Source organism: Rothia sp. 27098_8_161 (assembly GCF_041432905.1).
GTDB lineage: Bacteria > Actinomycetota > Actinomycetes > Actinomycetales > Micrococcaceae > Rothia.
In genome coordinates this window covers 120,950-137,823 of record NZ_JAPWAL010000004.1, presented here as the reverse complement: position 1 = coordinate 137,823, position 16,874 = coordinate 120,950, and the positions used below count along the sequence as shown (strand labels likewise).

The following is a 16,874-nucleotide window of genomic DNA, read 5'->3' as shown; positions in this document are numbered from 1 at the left end:
AATAACGCAATATAAGTCTTGAATTTGGGACAATACAATAGATTCCCGTCATACCAGCAGGTGTAACGGGAATCTATCCGTCAGATGTGAGCTACCCGCATTACATGGGGCGAGCGCGCCTCCACGAACCGGGGCCCGGGCGCAAGGAAGCGCCCAGGCGCTGACCGCGGTTCAGGATCCGTGAAGCGGCACCCACCAGCAAGTTCTGCTCCTGCTGCTCGCCATTTGCCTGCATCATTGCAACCACCGCGGTGAGGGCAGCAATCTCCTCCGGGGTGGGGGATCCCATAACCACCTTCAGTAGAGGCTCCTGCTTAGTGTCAGTATCTACCGAAGGCTGAGCAGAATCCTTCGCGGCGCTGGATGCGGTATCTGCATGCGCAGAAGAATGTGCGGAGCTACGCTCAAGCTGCTCGGCGCTCTCAGTAGCCTCCGAACTATCCTTCTTTTTACCGAATGAGAAATAATTCAGCGGGTTGTAGCCTGCCAAAGGCACACCTCCTTAGAAAACCTAAAATCCTGTGAATGCCCGCGCCACAAATGGTGCGGGCACATCGGAAGCCTACAGCGGGATATTGCCGTGCTTCTTCGCCGGGGTTGCCGCACGCTTATCGTGCAGGGCACGCAACGAGGAAATAATACGCATGCGAGTCTCACTCGGGGCAATAACCTCATCAATGTAACCCAGCTCAGCAGCCTGGTATGGGTTCAGCAGCTCTTCCTCATACTTGGTAATCAGCTCAGCGCGGCGAGCCTCAACATCGCCACCCTCAGCCGCCAGAGCAGCCAGCTCACGACGGTACAGAATATTCACCGCACCCTGGGCACCCATCACGCCAATCTGAGCGGTGGGCCACGCCAGGTTAATATCGGCACCCAGCTTCTTCGAACCCATCACAATGTACGCACCGCCGTACGCCTTACGGGTAATAACGGTGACCAACGGAACGGTCGCCTCCGCGTAAGCGTAGAGCAGCTTAGCGCCGCGGCGAATAATACCGTTGAACTCCTGATCGGTACCGGGTAGGAAGCCGGGAACATCTACAAAAGTCAGAATCGGAATGTTGAACGCATCGCAATGGCGCACAAAACGGGCAGCCTTCTCCGAAGCGGAGATATCCAGGCAACCTGCGAACTGCATCGGCTGGTTCGCCACAATACCAACCGTGCGGCCCTCAACGCGGGCGTAACCAATCATCACGTTCGGGGCGTAAAGTGCCTGCATCTCCAAGAAGTGGCCGTCATCCACGACGGACTCAATGACCGCGCGCATGTCATAAGGCTGGTTTGCCGAATCCGGGATGAGAGTATCCAAATCCAAATCGTCTACAGTTACCACCGGTTCCTGGTCATGCTCCAGGGGCAGAGGCTCAGCAAGGTTGTTTGAGGGCAGGAACTCCAGAAGCTCACGCACAAAGTCGAAAGCGTCTTCCTCATCTTCAGCCAGGTATGTGCTGGTGCCGGTCACGGCGTTATGCTGACGCGCACCACCGAGGGTTTCCATGTCCACGTCCTCACCGGTCACAGTCTTGATGACGTCCGGGCCGGTAATGAACATGTGTGAAGTTTTATCCACCATGATGATGTAGTCAGTCAGAGCGGGGGAGTACGCGGCACCACCAGCGCAGGGGCCCATAATGACAGAAATCTGCGGAACCACACCGGAGGCGCGCACGTTCATGCGGAAAATATCGGCAAACATCGCCAGAGAAGCCACACCCTCTTGGATACGGGCGCCACCACCATCGTTAATGCCGATAACCGGGCAGCCGTTCTTCAGAGCGAACTTCTGCACCTTCACGATCTTCTCGCCGTTCACCTGTGAGAGAGAACCACCGTAGACGGTGAAATCCTGCGAATACACGGCAACAAGGCGACCATCCACGGTGCCGTAACCGGAGACTAGGCCGTCCCCCAGAGGCTTCTTCGCCTCCATGCCGAACGCGGTGGTGCGGTGGCGGGCGAGGGCATCAAATTCTACGAAAGAACCCTCGTCTAGAAGCATGTCGATGCGCTCGCGGGCGGTGTTCTTACCGCGTGCGTGCTGCTTCTCAATAGCTGCCTCACCGCTGGGAGCAAAGCTATGTTCTCGACGTGCATAAAAATCAGCGAGCTTACCGGCGGTGGTGCTCAAGTCAAAATCCTGCTGGAGGTTCTCGGACATTATTCCTCGTTCCTGCTCCACCCGATCGTCGGGAGCCAGTGGTTGCGGTGATAGGGTGCTCAGGTGCCCCGAAGAGCACTCTTGAACAACGTACATATCTCTCAACTATAGTGCGAACTAGCACACATATGCCAGATGAGGAGCCAGAATATCAACACTAGATACACTTTCATGCACACACTGCCCGCAATGATGCGCGAAGAGCGTGAAAGAGGCATCTAGGACGCAAAGATACGATGCGGAAAAACCCCCTCTTGCACCGGCAATCCTTGTCGGCGAAGGGGGGGCTACTTGAGCTTTGTGAAATTTAGATGGTGCCCAGGACCGGGTTCCATTCAGTCACGGTGTGAGACAGAACTGCGCCACCAATGTTCATCGGGTCGTTAGCCACAATCTTCTCAGCAGCCTCAGCGGAATCAACCTTGGCAATCAGCAGAGCGCCGGCGGGGGTCTCACCATCAAGCAGGGGGCCGGAAACAATCAGGTTGCCCGCCTCAATCTGCGAACCAAGGTACTCACGGTGAGCAGGACGGTACTTCGCCTGCTCCTCGGGAGTAGCGTAAACGTAAGTAATTGCGTAATAAGCCATATCGGTCTTCTTTCGAGCAGAGCGGAGGAACCCCCGCAGCCGGTCGGTGCTTCATGCACCCTCACTGTCTAATGTACCGTCTCGGGCGCCGGGTGGGTATCACCGGCGGCAAGAAATTGATATGGTGAGAAACCAGTGCGATTGGAGAGAAACCGGCAGGTTTTGGCGGCGGGTCGGAGTACTGCAGAGTAGCTTCGGACAGGACAGAAAGGCGCAAACTATGGAGGAGAATATGCATACCGAGAGTGATCGTTCGGTTTTGGATGCGCCGCGCATCCGCACCATTGCAATGGAAACTGGATACTCCAGCGTAAATCTCTACAATAAAGTCGACTCCACTACCACCCGTGCCCGCGAGGTACTTATGGGCGGCACGGACTCCGAACGCGAACAGCTCGGCGAGCTCTCTGTCTACACTAGCCTCTACCAAAGCGCCGGACGCGGCCGTCTAGCCCGAGTCTGGATCGCCCCTGCCGGTGCCTGCCTCGCCACAAGTATCGTGGTGCGCCCGCATGCCTCCGCCGACCCTCTCGCTCGAGAACTCACCGAAGACAGCTACCACTGGCTGACCCTCATCGCCGGGCTCAGCGTGGTCGATATTTGGCGTGACTACGGGGTAGACGCCGCCCTCAAATGGCCCAACGACGTCATCGCGCAGGGTGCCAAAGGTTGCGGAATTCTCGCCCAGCTCGTTCCCGAAAGCGGCTCCACCGCGGGGCAGCGCAGCATTATTGTGGGCATCGGACAGAACACGAACATGTCCGCCGAACAGCTGCCCGTATTCACCGCCACCAGCCTGAGCCTGTGCACCGGGCAGGTCATCGACTCCTCCGAGGTGCTCACCCGACTGCTGAGTATCTTCGCCCGACGCTACCGCGCCTTCGTGCGCGTCGGTGGCGACCCCGAACGCCCCGATCCCCTCAACCGCGAGAGCATTAGCCTGCTCGACCAGGCACGCGCCGCCACTGCAACTCTCGGAGCTAGCGTGCGCATGAGCCTGCCGGATGGAAGCACTGTAGAAGGCATCGCCGAAGACCTCGACGCGCAGGGGCGCATCCTCATTCGCCGCGAAGATGGAACCCTAGAGCCCTACGCGGTGGGCGATATTGAGCATCTTCGCCCCGTCAACGGTAGCTACGGAGACTTTCAGCAGGCACACTAGAACCAACCCCTAAAATTACAGTCCGGCACGGCAACTGCATCAATCCACACCGCCTCAACTGGCGCCTCCAGCCGGCCCATAACAACCAGCACAGCTAAGGAACACCATGCGTCTGCGCGGAAAACTCAACCCCGGTGAGCATGTCATCATTACCACTCGACAGCACTACGGCGCCCTGCTACCCGCGCTCGCCTACATACTGGTTGCTATCGCCGCCTCAACCTTTGCCTCCACGGCACGGTCCTCACCGATTCTGTGGACTCTCGGCATGATGTGTGCGGTTGGTACTGTTCTCGGAGCGGTGCGTACCGGATGGCGTTGGGCTACCACCTCCTACCTGCTCACCACGCACCGGCTTGTGGTTCGCCGTGGCGTGATGATCCGAACAGGAGACGACTCTCTCTACTTGGATTCCATGGGGGAACGCTGGGTAAAACAACGCGGCCCGGGCGCCTGGTTAGGCTATGGCTCCGTGTATGTGGTCTGCCACGGAGCGCACCACTGTCTGACCTATGTGCCTGAACCCAGGCGTTTTGAAAAAGAAATTAAATCCGCTAGACGTGACTATTACGCCTTGAGTTCCCGCTACATCTAGCTTTTCGGGGGTGTGTCTGCCAACTATAAAGAGGGTAGACCGGTTGACTCAGAGCCTAACCTGGCACCTAAATCAGCTGAAAAATGTGGATTAGAGTATTCTTAAATGTGAATTACTCCACTAAAATATCTTTGGGGGTGGATGCTTTGGTGCCCAAAACACCGCAGTGGAGGGTATATTAACAAGGCGCTATACAGTGAAGTAGTGCACAATCGACGCACAGCACCAGCTAGCGCACCCGCACGAGAGAACAGATGATTCGGCAGATATGAAAGGAGCAGCAACGGTAATGAGCACGGCAGACCCCCAGAAACCTGCACACTCTCTGCAGGGCACTGGCGCCACCATGGGCCCCGAAACCCAAATGCTGAACCTCAAAATTCTGCAGAACCTCGCGCAGAACAATATCTATCGAGACGAGGAATCCAAAGCAGGAATCCGAGCCCTCGAAAAGTCGCTCCTGGGACAGGGCCGCCGCTACACCCCCGTAGAAGCCGCAGAGTGCGCCGGACTTCCTCTCGAAACCGCCCAGCGTATCTGGCACAACATGGGTTTCCCAACGATCGCCGACCACTCGCCCTACTTCACTGAAACAGATGTGCAGATGCTTGCAGACCTGCAGAAGTTGGACGCAGAAGGCGACATTCGCATGGAATACGTGGCATCCCTTGTGCGCTCCGAAGGTCAACTGACCGACCGTACCGTCGCATGGCAGATTGAGGCGCTCGTGCACAATATCATGGTCACCGAAAACCTCAGCGATAATGATGCCCGCCGTAAGCTCCTCAAAGACTTCCCGCGCTACCTTGACGTTCTTGAGCGCCTGGCGCTCTACGCATACCGTCGCCAGATGTACGCCGGAATCCTGCGCCTGGGATTGCGCGAAAACAACGTGACCACCTCCGGACTTTCTCGCCTGCCCCTGGTGCGAGGCGTAGGGTTCGTTGACCTGGTTTCCTACACCTCCCTGGTACGTAACCTAGATGCCGCAGCTCTCTCTCAGCTCATCAACCACTTTGAGCAGAGCTGCCTGGACGTTATCGCACCCCTGGGCGGTCGTATTATTAAGACCCTCGGTGATGAAGTTTTCTTCCTTACCGAAGCCCCGGACGCTATCGCAGAAATTAGCCTGCGGCTCTCCGAAAAGATCGGTGCCGACCCGCAACTACCGGATGCCCGCGTCGCCTTCATCTGGGGCGAAGTTCTGGCTAACCGCGGCGACGTGTACGGCTCCAGCGTGAACCTGGCCGCACGCCTGGTCTCCCTCGCTGAACCGGGTACCGTACTGACCGATAATGAGACAGCAAACACGCTCCGACAGGTGGGAAATCGCTATACTCTCACCTCGCAGGGAACGCGAAATGTTAGAAGCTTTGGTAACGTAGACCCCGTGGCGGTGACCCGTCGCGTGAACTACACAATGGAGATAGACCTCTCATGACTGAACTGAAACTACGTACCGGTGGTGCAACGCACCGCGGCGCACATCGAGAAAATAACGAAGATTCGATGGTCGTCGCCGGTTCCCTCTGCGTGGTCGCGGACGGTATGGGAGGCCATGAATCGGGCGAGGTCGCTTCGCGCCTGTGCGTGCGTCAGCTCGCCTACTCGCCCTTCTTTACCATGCCTGGCGGACGCAGCGAAGGAGAACAGCAGACCTACGTTAAGCGCCTCGCAGCTATTGATGAGGAAGACCCCGTTAAGCGCCGTCGCCGCGCAAATACCCTGCTTAACAACGAAATTGTGGGCGCCCTGAACCGTTTGCACGATATCCTCGGCGAAACCAACGAAGAAATTAAACAGGCGCTCTCCCACGCTGGCGGCACGACCGTCACTGGCGCCTGGCTAACCAACATCGGGGACCGTAACCTGTGGGTTATTTTCAACGTGGGTGACTCGCGAACCTACCGTCTGTTGCGTGAGGATGAGGGTATTCACCACTCCGCCATGGAGAAGCTGCCCGGTTCTGAGGGCTCCGCCTCGCTGGAGCAGGTCACCGCTGACCACTCCGAGGTGCAGTACCTGGTCGATGAAGGTCAGATTACCGCCCTGGAGGCGCTGACCCACCCGCGCCGCAACGTAATTACCCGCGCGCTGGGTACCGGTAACTACTGGGAACCGGACTTCTGGGTTCTGCCCGCCCGTGCCGGTGACCGCCTGATGCTCTGCTCCGATGGTCTTTCCGGTGAGCTTTCGCACGAATACATGGCGCGCGTACTCACCTCGATTCGCCACCCGCAGGACGCCGCTGACGTGCTCCAGCACGAGGCGCTGCGTTCCGGCGGTCGCGATAACATTACCGTGATTGTTGCTGACGCGGTCGAAGCCTAAACTTCATACTGTTTGATTCACCCCCGCCTTCTATAGGCACTCGCTCGAGTGCCTATAGAAGGCGGGGGTGAACTGTATCCGCGCACAGAAACTAAGGAGGCATAATCGGGTAAGCGGCTACGGCACTCTTGCATTATCGTTTGCGTTCGCGGAACCTGCCAATATGACCAGCGATAGGGGAGAGGCGGATCAAAAACGCTAGACTGGACGGGTGACTGAGAACAACACCACCCAGCAGACTGCCCCCGCCGAGATTCGAGCAGAGAGCCCCGCAGAAAACTCCGTGGAGATTACCGAGGCCCTGCGTGCCGAGTATGCGGAACTGACCGATAAGATTCGTGCCGCACGCCGCGCCTACTACAACGAGGATGCGCCCTTCCTCTCTGACGCCGAGTACGATGCGCTCTACCGCCGCCTTGGAATCATTGAGGCGGAATATCCGCTCATTATCGCCAACGACTCGCCCACCCAGGAAGTCGGTGGTGAAGCCATCGAAGCCTTCGCGCCCGTCACCCACTTGCAGCGCATGTACTCCCTCGAGGACGTCTTCTCCTTCGAGGAGTTGCGCAGCTGGCTGACCAAGACTGAAGAGAACGCCCGGAACCTTACCGGTGGCGCACCGCAGTGGCTGACCGAGCTGAAGATTGACGGCCTGGCGGTGAATCTGCTCTACCGCAACGGCACCCTCGTGCGCGCGGCAACCCGCGGTGACGGCACCACCGGTGAAGACGTCACCCACAACGTGCGCACCATTGCGGGCATCCCGCAGCAGCTGACCGGCGAGAACCACCCTGAGGAAATTGAAATCCGCGGCGAAGTGTTCATCTCCTCCGCAGATTTTGAGAAGCTCAATGAGTCCATGATTGCCGCCGGTAAGAATCCCTTCGCGAACCCGCGTAACGCCGCGGCAGGCTCGCTACGCCAGAAGGACGCGGCGATTACCGCCTCGCGCCCGCTGAGCATGTACGTGCACGGCATCGGTTCACGCACCGGCCTGGATATTGCCACTCAGTACGAGACTTACGACCTGCTCGCCTCCTGGGGTCTGCCCGTGAGCCCCTACAGCGAAATTGCCGATAACACCGAGGCGGTGTTCGACTTCATTAACAAGTACGGTGAGCAGCGCCACTCCCTGGTGCACGAAATTGACGGCATCGTCATTAAGGTCAACGACTTCGCGACCCAGGCTCAGCTGGGCTACACCTCCCGCGTGCCGCGCTGGGCGGTGGCGTATAAGTACCCGCCCGAAGAGGTGCACACCAAGCTGCTGGACATCCGTGTGGACGTGGGACGCACCGGCCGCGTGACCCCCTACGGCGTCATGGAGCCTGTGTTCGTCTCCGGCTCGACCGTGGAGCGCGCCACCCTGCACAACCAGGACGTGGTCAAGGCTAAGGGCGTGCTCATCGGTGACACCGTGGTGCTACGCAAGGCAGGTGACGTGATCCCCGAGATTGTCGCCCCCGTGGTTGCCCTACGTGACGGCACTGAACGTGAGTTCGTCATGCCCAGCGAATGCCCATCCTGCGGTTCGCCCCTTGCCCCCGGCAAGGAAGGCGATGTGGATCTGCGTTGCACGAACCCTCGCTCCTGCCCGGCGCAGCTGACCGAGCGTGTGTACTATGCGGCAAGCCGCGGTGCCTTCGACATTGAGGCACTCGGCTTCGAAGCAGCTAAGGCGCTCACCAGCCCCGCAACCCCGGACACCCCTCCACTAACAACCGAGGCACACCTGTTCACCCTCAACATTGAGGACCTGCGCGAGGTCACTATCGAGCGTGAGAAGAAGGTCAAGGGCGTGGGCACCGGAAAGATGGAGCGCGTGCCCTACTTCTACACCAAGCCGACCAAGGCACGCCCCGAGCCGAAGCCTACGAAGAATACGCTGAACCTCTTCGCTGAGCTGGAGAAGGCTAAGCAGCAGCCGCTGTGGCGCGTGCTGGTGGCTCTCTCGATTCGTCACGTGGGACCGACCGCTGCCCGCGCGCTTGCCGCCGAGCTCGGTTCGATGCAGGCAATCCGCGAGGCTGATCGTGAGCGTCTTGCTGCTGTGGATGGTGTGGGCACCACGATTGCCGACTCGATTATTGAATGGTTTGCTGAGGATTGGCACGCCGAGGTTGTGGACTCCTGGGCTGCCGCCGGTGTGCGCATGGAAGATACTCGTGACGAGTCCGTGGAGCGCACTCTGGAGGGCCTGACCGTGGTCGTGACCGGCACGCTGAACGGTTACACCCGTGACGGTGCGAAGGAAGCCATTATTTCTCGCGGCGGTAAGGCTTCGGCGTCGGTTTCGAAGAAGACCCACTTTGTGGTCGCAGGCGCGAATGCCGGCTCGAAGCTGGATAAGGCTCAGCAGCTGGGTCTGAAGGTGCTGGACGAGGAAAGCTTTACTGCTCTGCTTGAAGGTGGCCCCGAGGCAGTTGAAGCCGCTTCGGAGGAGTAGACCCGGTAGCGGGGTTAGAGGAGTAGACCCGGTAGCGGGGTTAGAGGAGTAGACCCGGTAGCGGGGTTAGAGGAGTAGACCCGGTAGCGGGGTTATCTGAATCTGAACCCTGCAATATATATAGAGCATTCAGGCTCTGGAGTACGGGCTTCAGAGCCTGAATGCCAATTTTGGGCATTTGTAACTACCACAGCATTTAAGGTGGAAGCGCCTTAAAACACTCCCAAAGCGTGTAAATATTTAAAAAATATTTACACGCTGTTCAAAACCTTTGAAATCGGTACCCATTCAATACTGAATCGGAGCACTCCAGGAGGGGAAACCTCCGACTGCACGCCCTAGAAAACCCCGAAATTCCGCGGTTAAACCTTGAAAATATGCGGCCTGCAAGAGCGCCAATAAAGTTTCTTGCACTTTTAACCTGAAAGAACCCTGGGAACCCTGCGCGTTCGCCGTGAACCTGAAACTGGGTTGGAATCATAAAAAACCTCGGTTATCTTTGAGACCAGATAGATTCTCGCAAGGGAATCGCCTGTGTGGTTTCAAGCTTGGAATGCTTGAAACGATGCCCGGTTCTACCGCACGTCCCTACCGAGGAAGTGCCACCCGGATTCCGCACACAAGTGCAGAATCACTCACGGTGACATGAAATCGGTGGAGAGCCGCTCACATGGTAGAGCCAGAACATGAGTAACCTACTTCGTTATCAAAGGGTGAGCGGCAGCGCGTTAGAGTTCCGGGGACGGAACGAGCGGGGACGGCCCCAAGGAGCATTATGAAGAACACTTCCATTCGTCGTACCGCAGCAGCTCTCGCCATCGGTGGCGCTGTAGCAGCTACCATGTCGATGCCCGCTGCAAACGCGGTAGACGGTGCTACCTGGGACGCACTGGCACAGTGCGAGTCCGGTGGTAACTGGTCCATCAACACCGGTAACGGCTTCTACGGTGGTCTGCAGTTCACCCAGCAGTCCTGGAACGGCGTCGGCATGTCCGGCTCCCCCGTGACCGCTTCCCGTGCACAGCAGATTGAGGCTGGCGAGCGTCTGCTCGCTATCCAGGGCTGGGGCGCATGGCCCGCTTGCTCCGCTAAGCTTGGCCTCTACGGCAAGACCGGCGCAGCTCCCACCTACACTGAGCCCACCACCGTGGCTGCCCAGTCGCAGACCCAGCAGACCTACACCGCTCCCGCGGCACAGGCTGCACCCGCAGCTCCTGCAGTTCAGGCTGCACCCGCAGCAGCTGAGGCACCCGCAGCACCCGCTGCAGCACCGGCAGTTGAGGCTCCCGCAGCACCCGTCGCAGTAGCTCCCAAGGCTGCAGCAGGTACCTACACCGTGGTTCCCGGTGACTCCCTCTCGCTGATCGCTGCAAAGCTCGGCGTTGCAGGCGGCTACCAGGCAATCGCAGCTGCGAACACCGACATCATCTACAACGTTGACCTGATCTTCCCCGGCCAGGTTCTGACCATCCCTGCCTAAGGTTTTAACTCTCAAGCGTAACTTGGGCACGTTGTAGTCCAACGCCCCGCACCTCACACGAGGAGCGGGGCGTTGAGCATTTAACCGAAAGGAGAAAAATACCGCCTGAACACACAAGCCAGCAGGTAAACCCTCCAACCCTCAATGAGACGGAAAACGCAACCTCCACTACACTAGAGAAGAGACAAGAAAACAAAACTACGGGAGAACCATGTCTGCCATCACCTTTGAACAGGTCAAGCACCTGGCATCGCTGGCACTCATTGAGATGACCGATGAAGAACTCACCGCGATGGCGTCTGAGCTGGACGTCATCGTCGCATCCGTTGAGACCATGTCGCAGAAAGCAACTGCTGACATCCCCGCGACCAGCCACCCCATCCCCCTCGAGAACGTCTTCCGTGAAGACGTACCCGTCACCACCCTTACCCAGGAAGAGGCGCTCTCAGGCGCCCCCGACGCACAGGACGGCAAGTTCCGCGTGCCGGCAATCCTCGACGAAGACTAAGAGGAGAACAACCAAGTGAACGAATTGATCCAGCTCACCGCCGCAGAAGCAGTAGAAAAGCTCGCATCCGGCGAAATCACCTCCGTTGAGCTTACCCAGGCACACCTGGACCGTATCGCAGCCACCGACGGCGCATCCCTGAGCGACAACCGAGCAGACGGCAAGAACGGCCTCAACGCCTTCCTGCACGTCAACGCTGAAGAAGCACTCGCCACCGCAGCCGCAGTGGACGCAGACCGTGCAGCAGGCAAGGAATTGCCGCTGCTCGCAGGCGTACCCATCGCCGTCAAGGACCTCATCGTCACCAAGGGCCAGCCTACCACCGCAGCATCGCGCATGCTCGAAGGCTGGATGAGCCCCTACGATGGCACCGTCACCCGCAAGGTCCGCGAAGCACGCATGCCCATCCTCGGCAAGACCAACCTCGACGAATTCGCAATGGGCTCCTCCAACGAGCACTCTGCATTCGGCGTAGTCCGCAACCCCTGGGCACTCGACCGTGCACCCGGCGGCTCCGGCGGCGGCTCCGCAGCAGCCGTCACCGCCTTCCAGGCACCCCTGGCGCTCGGCACCGACACCGGCGGCTCTATCCGCCAGCCTGCAGCACTGACCGGTAGCGTTGGCGTCAAGCCCACCTACGGCTCCGTCTCCCGCTACGGTGTCATCGCCATGGCATCTTCCCTCGACCAGGTAGGCCCCTGCGCCCGCACTGTCCTGGATACCGCACTGCTCCACGAAGCAATCGCAGGCCACGACCCGCTCGATGCAACCTCCCTGCCTGATGAGCCCGGCAACTTTGTTGAAGAAGCCAAGGCAGGCGCAGAAGCCGCACGCAAGCGCGACCTGTCTGGCCTGCGCATCGGCGTCATTAAGGAACTCGGAGGCGGCGACGGCGCAGGCTTCGAAGCAGGTGTCCTCGCACGCTTCCGTGAATCCGTCGAAGAGCTGCGTGCCGCAGGTGCAGAAATCGTTGAGGTCTCCCTGCCCTCCGTCACCGAAGCCATCAGCGCCTACTACATGATCATGTCCTCCGAGGTGTCCTCCAACCTGGCACGCTACGACGGCGTCCGCTACGGCCTGCGCGTCGTACCCGAAGACGGCCCCGTCACTATCGAGCGCGTCATGTCCGCAACCCGCTCCGCAGGCTTCGGTCACGAGGTCAAGCGCCGCATTATTCTCGGCACCTACGCACTGTCTGCAGGTAACTTCGATGCCTACTATGGCGCCGCACTGCGCGTACGCACCCTCATCCAGCGCGATTACGCAGCAGCATTCGAAAAGTGCGACGTGCTCATCTCCCCGACTGCACCCTCCACCGCGTTCAAGCTCGGCGAGAAGACCGAAGGCGACCCCATGGCAATGTACCTGGGTGACGTCGCAACCGTGCCCGTCAACCTGGCAGGTGTCCCGGCGCTCTCCCTGCCCGGCGGCCTCTCCGAAGAGAACAACCTGCCCGTCGGTATCCAGTTCACCGCACCCGCACGCGAAGACGCACGCCTCTACCGCGTCGGCGCAGCACTGGAAGAACTGCTCACCGCAAAATGGGGCGCACCGCTCTACAGGAGCATGCCCGACACTGAAACTCTGATCCGCGACTTTGACTTTGGGGGAACCAAATAATGAGTGAAGAAGTCCTCAGCTTCGAAGAAGCCATCGAAAAGTACGACCCGGTCCTCGGCTTCGAGGTGCACGTCGAACTGAACACCAAAACCAAGATGTTTGACTCCGCACCCAACGAGTTCGGCGACGACCCCAACACCAACGTCACCCCCGTATCGCTCGGCCTGCCCGGTGCGCTGCCCATGGTGAACAAGACCGCTGTTGAGTCTGCCATCAAGCTCGGCCTGGCACTGGGCTGCGAGATTGCAGACAAGTCCTACTTCGCCCGCAAGAACTACTTCTACCCGGACTCCCCGAAGAACTTCCAGACCTCCCAGGCTGGCGGCCCCATCGCGGAAAACGGCTCCCTGGACGTTGAGCTCGAAGACGGCACTATCTTCACCGTTGAAATTGAGCGCGCCCACATGGAAGAAGACGCAGGCAAGCTCACCCACGTCGGTGGTGCAGATGGACGAATCCAGGGTGCAACCTCCTCACTGGTCGACTACAACCGCGCAGGCGTTCCTCTGATCGAGATCGTCACCCGACCCATAGTCGGTGCCGGCGAGCGTGCACCCGAACTGGCACGCGCCTACGTTGCCGCAATCCGCGACATCGTCCGCTCCCTCGGCATCTCTGACGCCCGCATGGAACGTGGTAACGTCCGCTGCGATGCCAACGTCTCCCTCATGCCCAAGGGCGCAGAGAAGTTCGGCACCCGCTCCGAAACCAAAAACGTGAACTCCCTTCGTTCGGTTGAGCGCGCCGTCCGCTACGAGATCCGCCGCCACGCAGCAATCCTCGAACGCGGCGAAAAGGTCACCCAGGAGACCCGCCACTGGCACGAAGATACCCGCGAAACCTCCTCGGGTCGCCCCAAGTCCGATGCTGACGACTACCGCTACTTCCCCGAACCGGACCTCGTACCGGTCGTCACCAACAGCGAATGGATTGAGCGTCTGCGCGCTGAACTGCCCGAACCCCCGGCAGAACGCCGCCGCCGACTCAAGGGCGAATGGGGCTACTCTGACGAAGAGTTCCGTGACGTAGTTAATGCCGGCGCACTCGACGTCATCGAAGAGACCGTCGCCGCAGGCGCAACCGCCGCAGCAGCCCGCAAGTGGTGGATGGGCGAAATCGCCCGCCGCGCAAAGCAGGCTGAAGTTGAGCTCACCGCACTCGGCGTGGAGCCCGCAACCGTGGTTGCCCTCGAAGCACTCATCTCTGAGGGGAAGATTAACGACAAGATCGCCCGCCAGGTGCTCGAGTTCGTCCTCGCCGGTGAAGGCACCCCCGCCGAAATCGTTGAGGCACGCGGCCTCGCCGTGGTTTCCGATGACGGCGCGCTCACCGCAGCTGTCCAGGAAGCACTGGCGGCAATGCCCGACGTTGCCGACAAGATTCGTGCCGGTAAGGTTCAGGCTGCTGGTGCTATCGTCGGTCAGGTTATGAAGGCTACCCGCGGTCAGGCTGATGCCGCCCGCGTGCGTGAGCTGATTCTGGCTGAGTGCGGCGTGGAAGGCTAAGCTTTTCCGCTGACCCGGCTCTAACGAAAGAGGCGCTGTCTCCCGAGGTGGGAGGCGGCGCCTCTTTTGCTCCATTCCAGGGTCTGCGCGAGTGCGGCCGTGTTTTCCGGATGCGCCCTCCGGGTGACGGGTGCCCCTGCGTAGGCGCGGAGGAAATATGCGGTGCCTCACCCCTCGAGCAGAGCAACGTACATAAACGAAGAACGCTCCGTCCGTATCATTTAGATACAGACGGAGCGTTCTATTTAAGAGACCAGCTACTCAGTAACGCCGAGGTTGCTCATGAGGAACGCGTAATCCCACGCAATCTCGCGCCAACGCGTATACCTGCCGGAACCACCACCGTGACCGCCCGACATGTCAATCTTCAGCAGCGGCACCGGCGACGAGGGGTCAATTTGCTCACGCAGCGCCGCAACCCACTTCGCGGGCTCCACGTAGAGCACGCGCGTGTCGTGCAGGCTCGTCACCGCAGCAATCGCCGGGTAGCGGACCGGGCGGATGTTCTCGTACGGGGTGTACGACTTCATGTAGGCGTACACTTCCGGGTCCTCAATCGGGTTGCCCCACTCTTCCCACTCCATTGCCGACAGTGGCAGCTCCGGGTCGAGGATGGTGGTCAGCGCATCCACGAACGGTACGGCTGCCAGGCAGGCGGCGTACTTTTCGGGGGCGAGGTTCAGCACGGCGCCCATGAGCAGACCGCCGGCGCTACCGCCGTAGCAGCCGATACGCGCCTCATCAGCCCACGGCTTAGCCGCAATGTAGCTGGTGACGTCCACGAAGTCGGTGAAGGTGTTCTTCTTCGCGAGCTTCTTGCCGTTCTGGTACCAAGAGCGGCCCATCTCGCCGCCGCCGCGAATATGCGCGATGACGTAGATGACGCCGCGGTCCAGAATCGACAGCATCGGGATGGAGAACATCGGGTCCATGGACGACTCGTACGAGCCGTAACCGTACTGGATGACCGGGTGCGGCTTGCTCATGTCCAGATCGGCGCCGTGAATCACCGAGATCGGGATGAGCGTGCCGTCCGCCGCCGGTGCCCAGTCGCGGTAGGCGCGGTAGTCCTCACGGTTGTAGCCGCCGAGTACCGGGGTTTCACGGCGCAACAGCAGGGTCTGCGACATGGGGAAGTAGTCGTAGACGCGGCGCGGCGTCAGGTACGAGGTGTAGGCGATGCGCAGCACGGGGGAGTAGTTCTCCGCACGTAGTACGGAGGCGGTGTACAGTTCCTCATCGAAGCCGGCAGGTTCCATGAAGGTCACGCCGGCGGGGCGGCGGCGGCGCCACTGGATGGGCAACTGCTCACGCGGTGCGAGGAAGATGCGGGTGGTGGTGTCCGCGCGGGCGGTGACGACCAGGTGCGTTGCGGTGAAGGTGAAGCCCTCCAGGCGCACGTTTTCGCTGTGGCGGATGACCGGCACCCAACGCTGGGCGTACTCTTCGATGTTCTCCCCTTCGCGCGGCATGTCTGCGAGGACCAGCTCGGAGTTCAGTGCATTGTAGTCGTGCTGGATTAGCAGGTGCTGCTCGCCGGCAATGTTGAGCGGCTCGGCGTAGTATTCGATGCCTGCGCTCTTGGGAATGAGCAGGGTCGGCTCGCTCTTGGGTTCGTGGGTGGGGATGAGGCGCACCTCCGTGTACTCGGAATTCGAGCTGGTAATGACCACGGAGGAACGGTCGGAGCTCATGGCGGCGCCGAGCCACATGGTGTTGTCCGGTTCCTCGTAGATTAGGTGGTCTTCGGTGCCCTGTCCGACGTCGTGCACGTAGACACGCCAGGGGCGCCACGAATCGTCGGGGACGAGGTAGATGAGCTGTTCGGCGTGGTTGATGAAGAAGGATCCCGCCGCAATGTTGGGGATGGTGTCTTCGAGGAAGGAGCCGGTTTCCATGTTGAGGAAGCGCTGCTCGTAGCGTTCGTCGCCCTTTTCGTCCACGGAGATGCTCAGTAGCTTGCCGTTACGTGCGGGCTGGAAGCTGCCGAGGGAGAAGAACTCCATGTCCTTGGCGTATTCGTTGCAGTCGAGGATGACGACTTCACCCTCGAGTACTTCGCCGGGGGTGACGGTCGGCGGGGTGTAGCGCACTACCTCGTCGCCTTCGTTCAGGGCGGGGTAGCGGTAGAAGACGGGGTACTGGCCGCCGGGCACCATGCGGCTGTAGTACCACCAGTCACCGATACGGTTCGGGACGGTCAGATCCGACAGCAGGGTGCGGTCCTTGATTTCGTTGAAGATGGATTCGCGGAGAGGCTGCTGATCTGCGGTGACAGCTTCGGTGTATTCGGCTTCTGCCTTGAGGTAGTTGAGGACCTCTTCGCTTTCCTTGTCACGGAGCCATTCGTAGGGGTCGTTGAAGATGTCGCCGTGGTGTTCGCGGCGGTGCTCGACCTTCTTCGGTACGGGCGGGGTGAGGTTCTGTTCAGCCATGCTGCCACCTCTTTCATTGAGTTATGGGTTTGTGAATGG

The 16,874-nt window shown here is 59.8% G+C and carries 13 protein-coding genes; 9 read left to right on the top strand and 4 right to left on the bottom strand.

The annotated features are described in order from the left end of the window. Positions 1-100 precede the first annotated feature (100 nt). The 3 genes from O3648_RS02845 to O3648_RS02835 form a co-directional block, all read right to left on the bottom strand. On the bottom strand, positions 101-496 hold the full coding sequence (locus O3648_RS02845) for an acyl-CoA carboxylase subunit epsilon (protein WP_279754339.1): 396 nt from the start codon (positions 494-496) through the stop codon (positions 101-103). A 66-nt stretch (positions 497-562) separates the two neighbouring features. Then, on the bottom strand, positions 563-2,164 hold the full coding sequence (locus tag O3648_RS02840) for an acyl-CoA carboxylase subunit beta (RefSeq protein WP_279754340.1): 1,602 nt from the start codon (positions 2,162-2,164) through the stop codon (positions 563-565). Between the two features lie 307 nt (positions 2,165-2,471). Then, positions 2,472-2,753, bottom strand: coding sequence for a YciI family protein (locus O3648_RS02835; protein WP_279790948.1), 282 nt, complete (start codon positions 2,751-2,753; stop codon positions 2,472-2,474). A 232-nt stretch (positions 2,754-2,985) separates the two neighbouring features. Between O3648_RS02835 and O3648_RS02830 the strand changes: the two genes are divergently transcribed. The 9 genes from O3648_RS02830 (at position 2,986) to gatB (ending at position 14,400) form a co-directional block, all read left to right on the top strand. Continuing rightward, positions 2,986-3,915 carry a biotin--[acetyl-CoA-carboxylase] ligase gene (locus O3648_RS02830; protein ID WP_371568289.1) on the top strand — a complete coding sequence of 310 codons (930 nt, stop codon included), beginning with the start codon at positions 2,986-2,988 and terminating at the stop codon, positions 3,913-3,915. A 106-nt stretch (positions 3,916-4,021) separates the two neighbouring features. After that, positions 4,022-4,510 (top strand): glucose ABC transporter permease, encoded by a 489-nt coding sequence (locus tag O3648_RS02825; RefSeq protein WP_279754343.1) that lies wholly within the window; start codon positions 4,022-4,024, stop codon positions 4,508-4,510. 289 nt (positions 4,511-4,799) lie between these two features. Then, positions 4,800-5,951 carry an adenylate/guanylate cyclase domain-containing protein gene (locus O3648_RS02820; protein WP_279741997.1) on the top strand — a complete coding sequence of 384 codons (1,152 nt, stop codon included), beginning with the start codon at positions 4,800-4,802 and terminating at the stop codon, positions 5,949-5,951. Next, positions 5,948-6,841, top strand: a complete 894-nt coding sequence (locus tag O3648_RS02815; RefSeq protein WP_279741998.1) for a PP2C family serine/threonine-protein phosphatase — start codon at positions 5,948-5,950, stop codon at positions 6,839-6,841. The genes O3648_RS02820 and O3648_RS02815 overlap by 4 nt, the downstream gene beginning before the upstream one ends. A 211-nt stretch (positions 6,842-7,052) precedes the next feature. Then, a complete protein-coding gene (gene ligA / locus O3648_RS02810) occupies positions 7,053-9,287 on the top strand; it encodes an NAD-dependent DNA ligase LigA (protein ID WP_371568284.1) in 2,235 nt (744 codons plus the stop codon). A 775-nt stretch (positions 9,288-10,062) separates the two neighbouring features. Further along, the gene (locus tag O3648_RS02805; RefSeq protein ID WP_279741999.1) at positions 10,063-10,767 is read left to right on the top strand and encodes a transglycosylase family protein; all 705 of its coding nucleotides are present in this window, start codon (positions 10,063-10,065) and stop codon (positions 10,765-10,767) included. A 211-nt stretch (positions 10,768-10,978) separates the two neighbouring features. After that, the gene (gatC, locus tag O3648_RS02800) at positions 10,979-11,275 is read left to right on the top strand and encodes an Asp-tRNA(Asn)/Glu-tRNA(Gln) amidotransferase subunit GatC (RefSeq protein ID WP_005507016.1); all 297 of its coding nucleotides are present in this window, start codon (positions 10,979-10,981) and stop codon (positions 11,273-11,275) included. 15 nt (positions 11,276-11,290) lie between these two features. Beyond that, entirely contained in the window at positions 11,291-12,895 is a 1,605-nt protein-coding gene (gene gatA, locus O3648_RS02795; RefSeq protein ID WP_371568281.1) for an Asp-tRNA(Asn)/Glu-tRNA(Gln) amidotransferase subunit GatA, read from the top strand. After that, entirely contained in the window at positions 12,895-14,400 is a 1,506-nt protein-coding gene (gatB, locus tag O3648_RS02790) for an Asp-tRNA(Asn)/Glu-tRNA(Gln) amidotransferase subunit GatB (RefSeq protein ID WP_279742001.1), read from the top strand. The genes gatA and gatB overlap by 1 nt, the downstream gene beginning before the upstream one ends. 257 nt (positions 14,401-14,657) lie before the next feature. Here gatB and O3648_RS02785 read toward each other — a convergent pair whose 3' ends face one another. Further along, on the bottom strand, positions 14,658-16,835 hold the full coding sequence (locus O3648_RS02785) for a S9 family peptidase (protein ID WP_371568278.1): 2,178 nt from the start codon (positions 16,833-16,835) through the stop codon (positions 14,658-14,660). Positions 16,836-16,874: the final 39 nt, after the last annotated feature.

Excerpts from the sequence above, each read along its gene's own strand:
- O3648_RS02840 (WP_279754340.1), bottom strand. The coding sequence starts at position 2,164 with ATGTCCGAGAACCTCCAGCAGGATTTTGACTTGAGCACCACCGCCGGT.
- O3648_RS02835 (WP_279790948.1), bottom strand. The coding sequence starts at position 2,753 with ATGGCTTATTACGCAATTACTTACGTTTACGCTACTCCCGAGGAGCAG.
- O3648_RS02830 (WP_371568289.1), top strand. The coding sequence starts at position 2,986 with ATGCATACCGAGAGTGATCGTTCGGTTTTGGATGCGCCGCGCATCCGC.
- O3648_RS02825 (WP_279754343.1), top strand. The coding sequence starts at position 4,022 with ATGCGTCTGCGCGGAAAACTCAACCCCGGTGAGCATGTCATCATTACC.
- O3648_RS02820 (WP_279741997.1), top strand. The coding sequence starts at position 4,800 with ATGAGCACGGCAGACCCCCAGAAACCTGCACACTCTCTGCAGGGCACT.
- O3648_RS02815 (WP_279741998.1), top strand. The coding sequence starts at position 5,948 with ATGACTGAACTGAAACTACGTACCGGTGGTGCAACGCACCGCGGCGCA.
- O3648_RS02805 (WP_279741999.1), top strand. The coding sequence starts at position 10,063 with ATGAAGAACACTTCCATTCGTCGTACCGCAGCAGCTCTCGCCATCGGT.
- gatC (WP_005507016.1), top strand. The coding sequence starts at position 10,979 with ATGTCTGCCATCACCTTTGAACAGGTCAAGCACCTGGCATCGCTGGCA.
- gatB (WP_279742001.1), top strand. The coding sequence starts at position 12,895 with ATGAGTGAAGAAGTCCTCAGCTTCGAAGAAGCCATCGAAAAGTACGAC.
- O3648_RS02785 (WP_371568278.1), bottom strand. The coding sequence starts at position 16,835 with ATGGCTGAACAGAACCTCACCCCGCCCGTACCGAAGAAGGTCGAGCAC.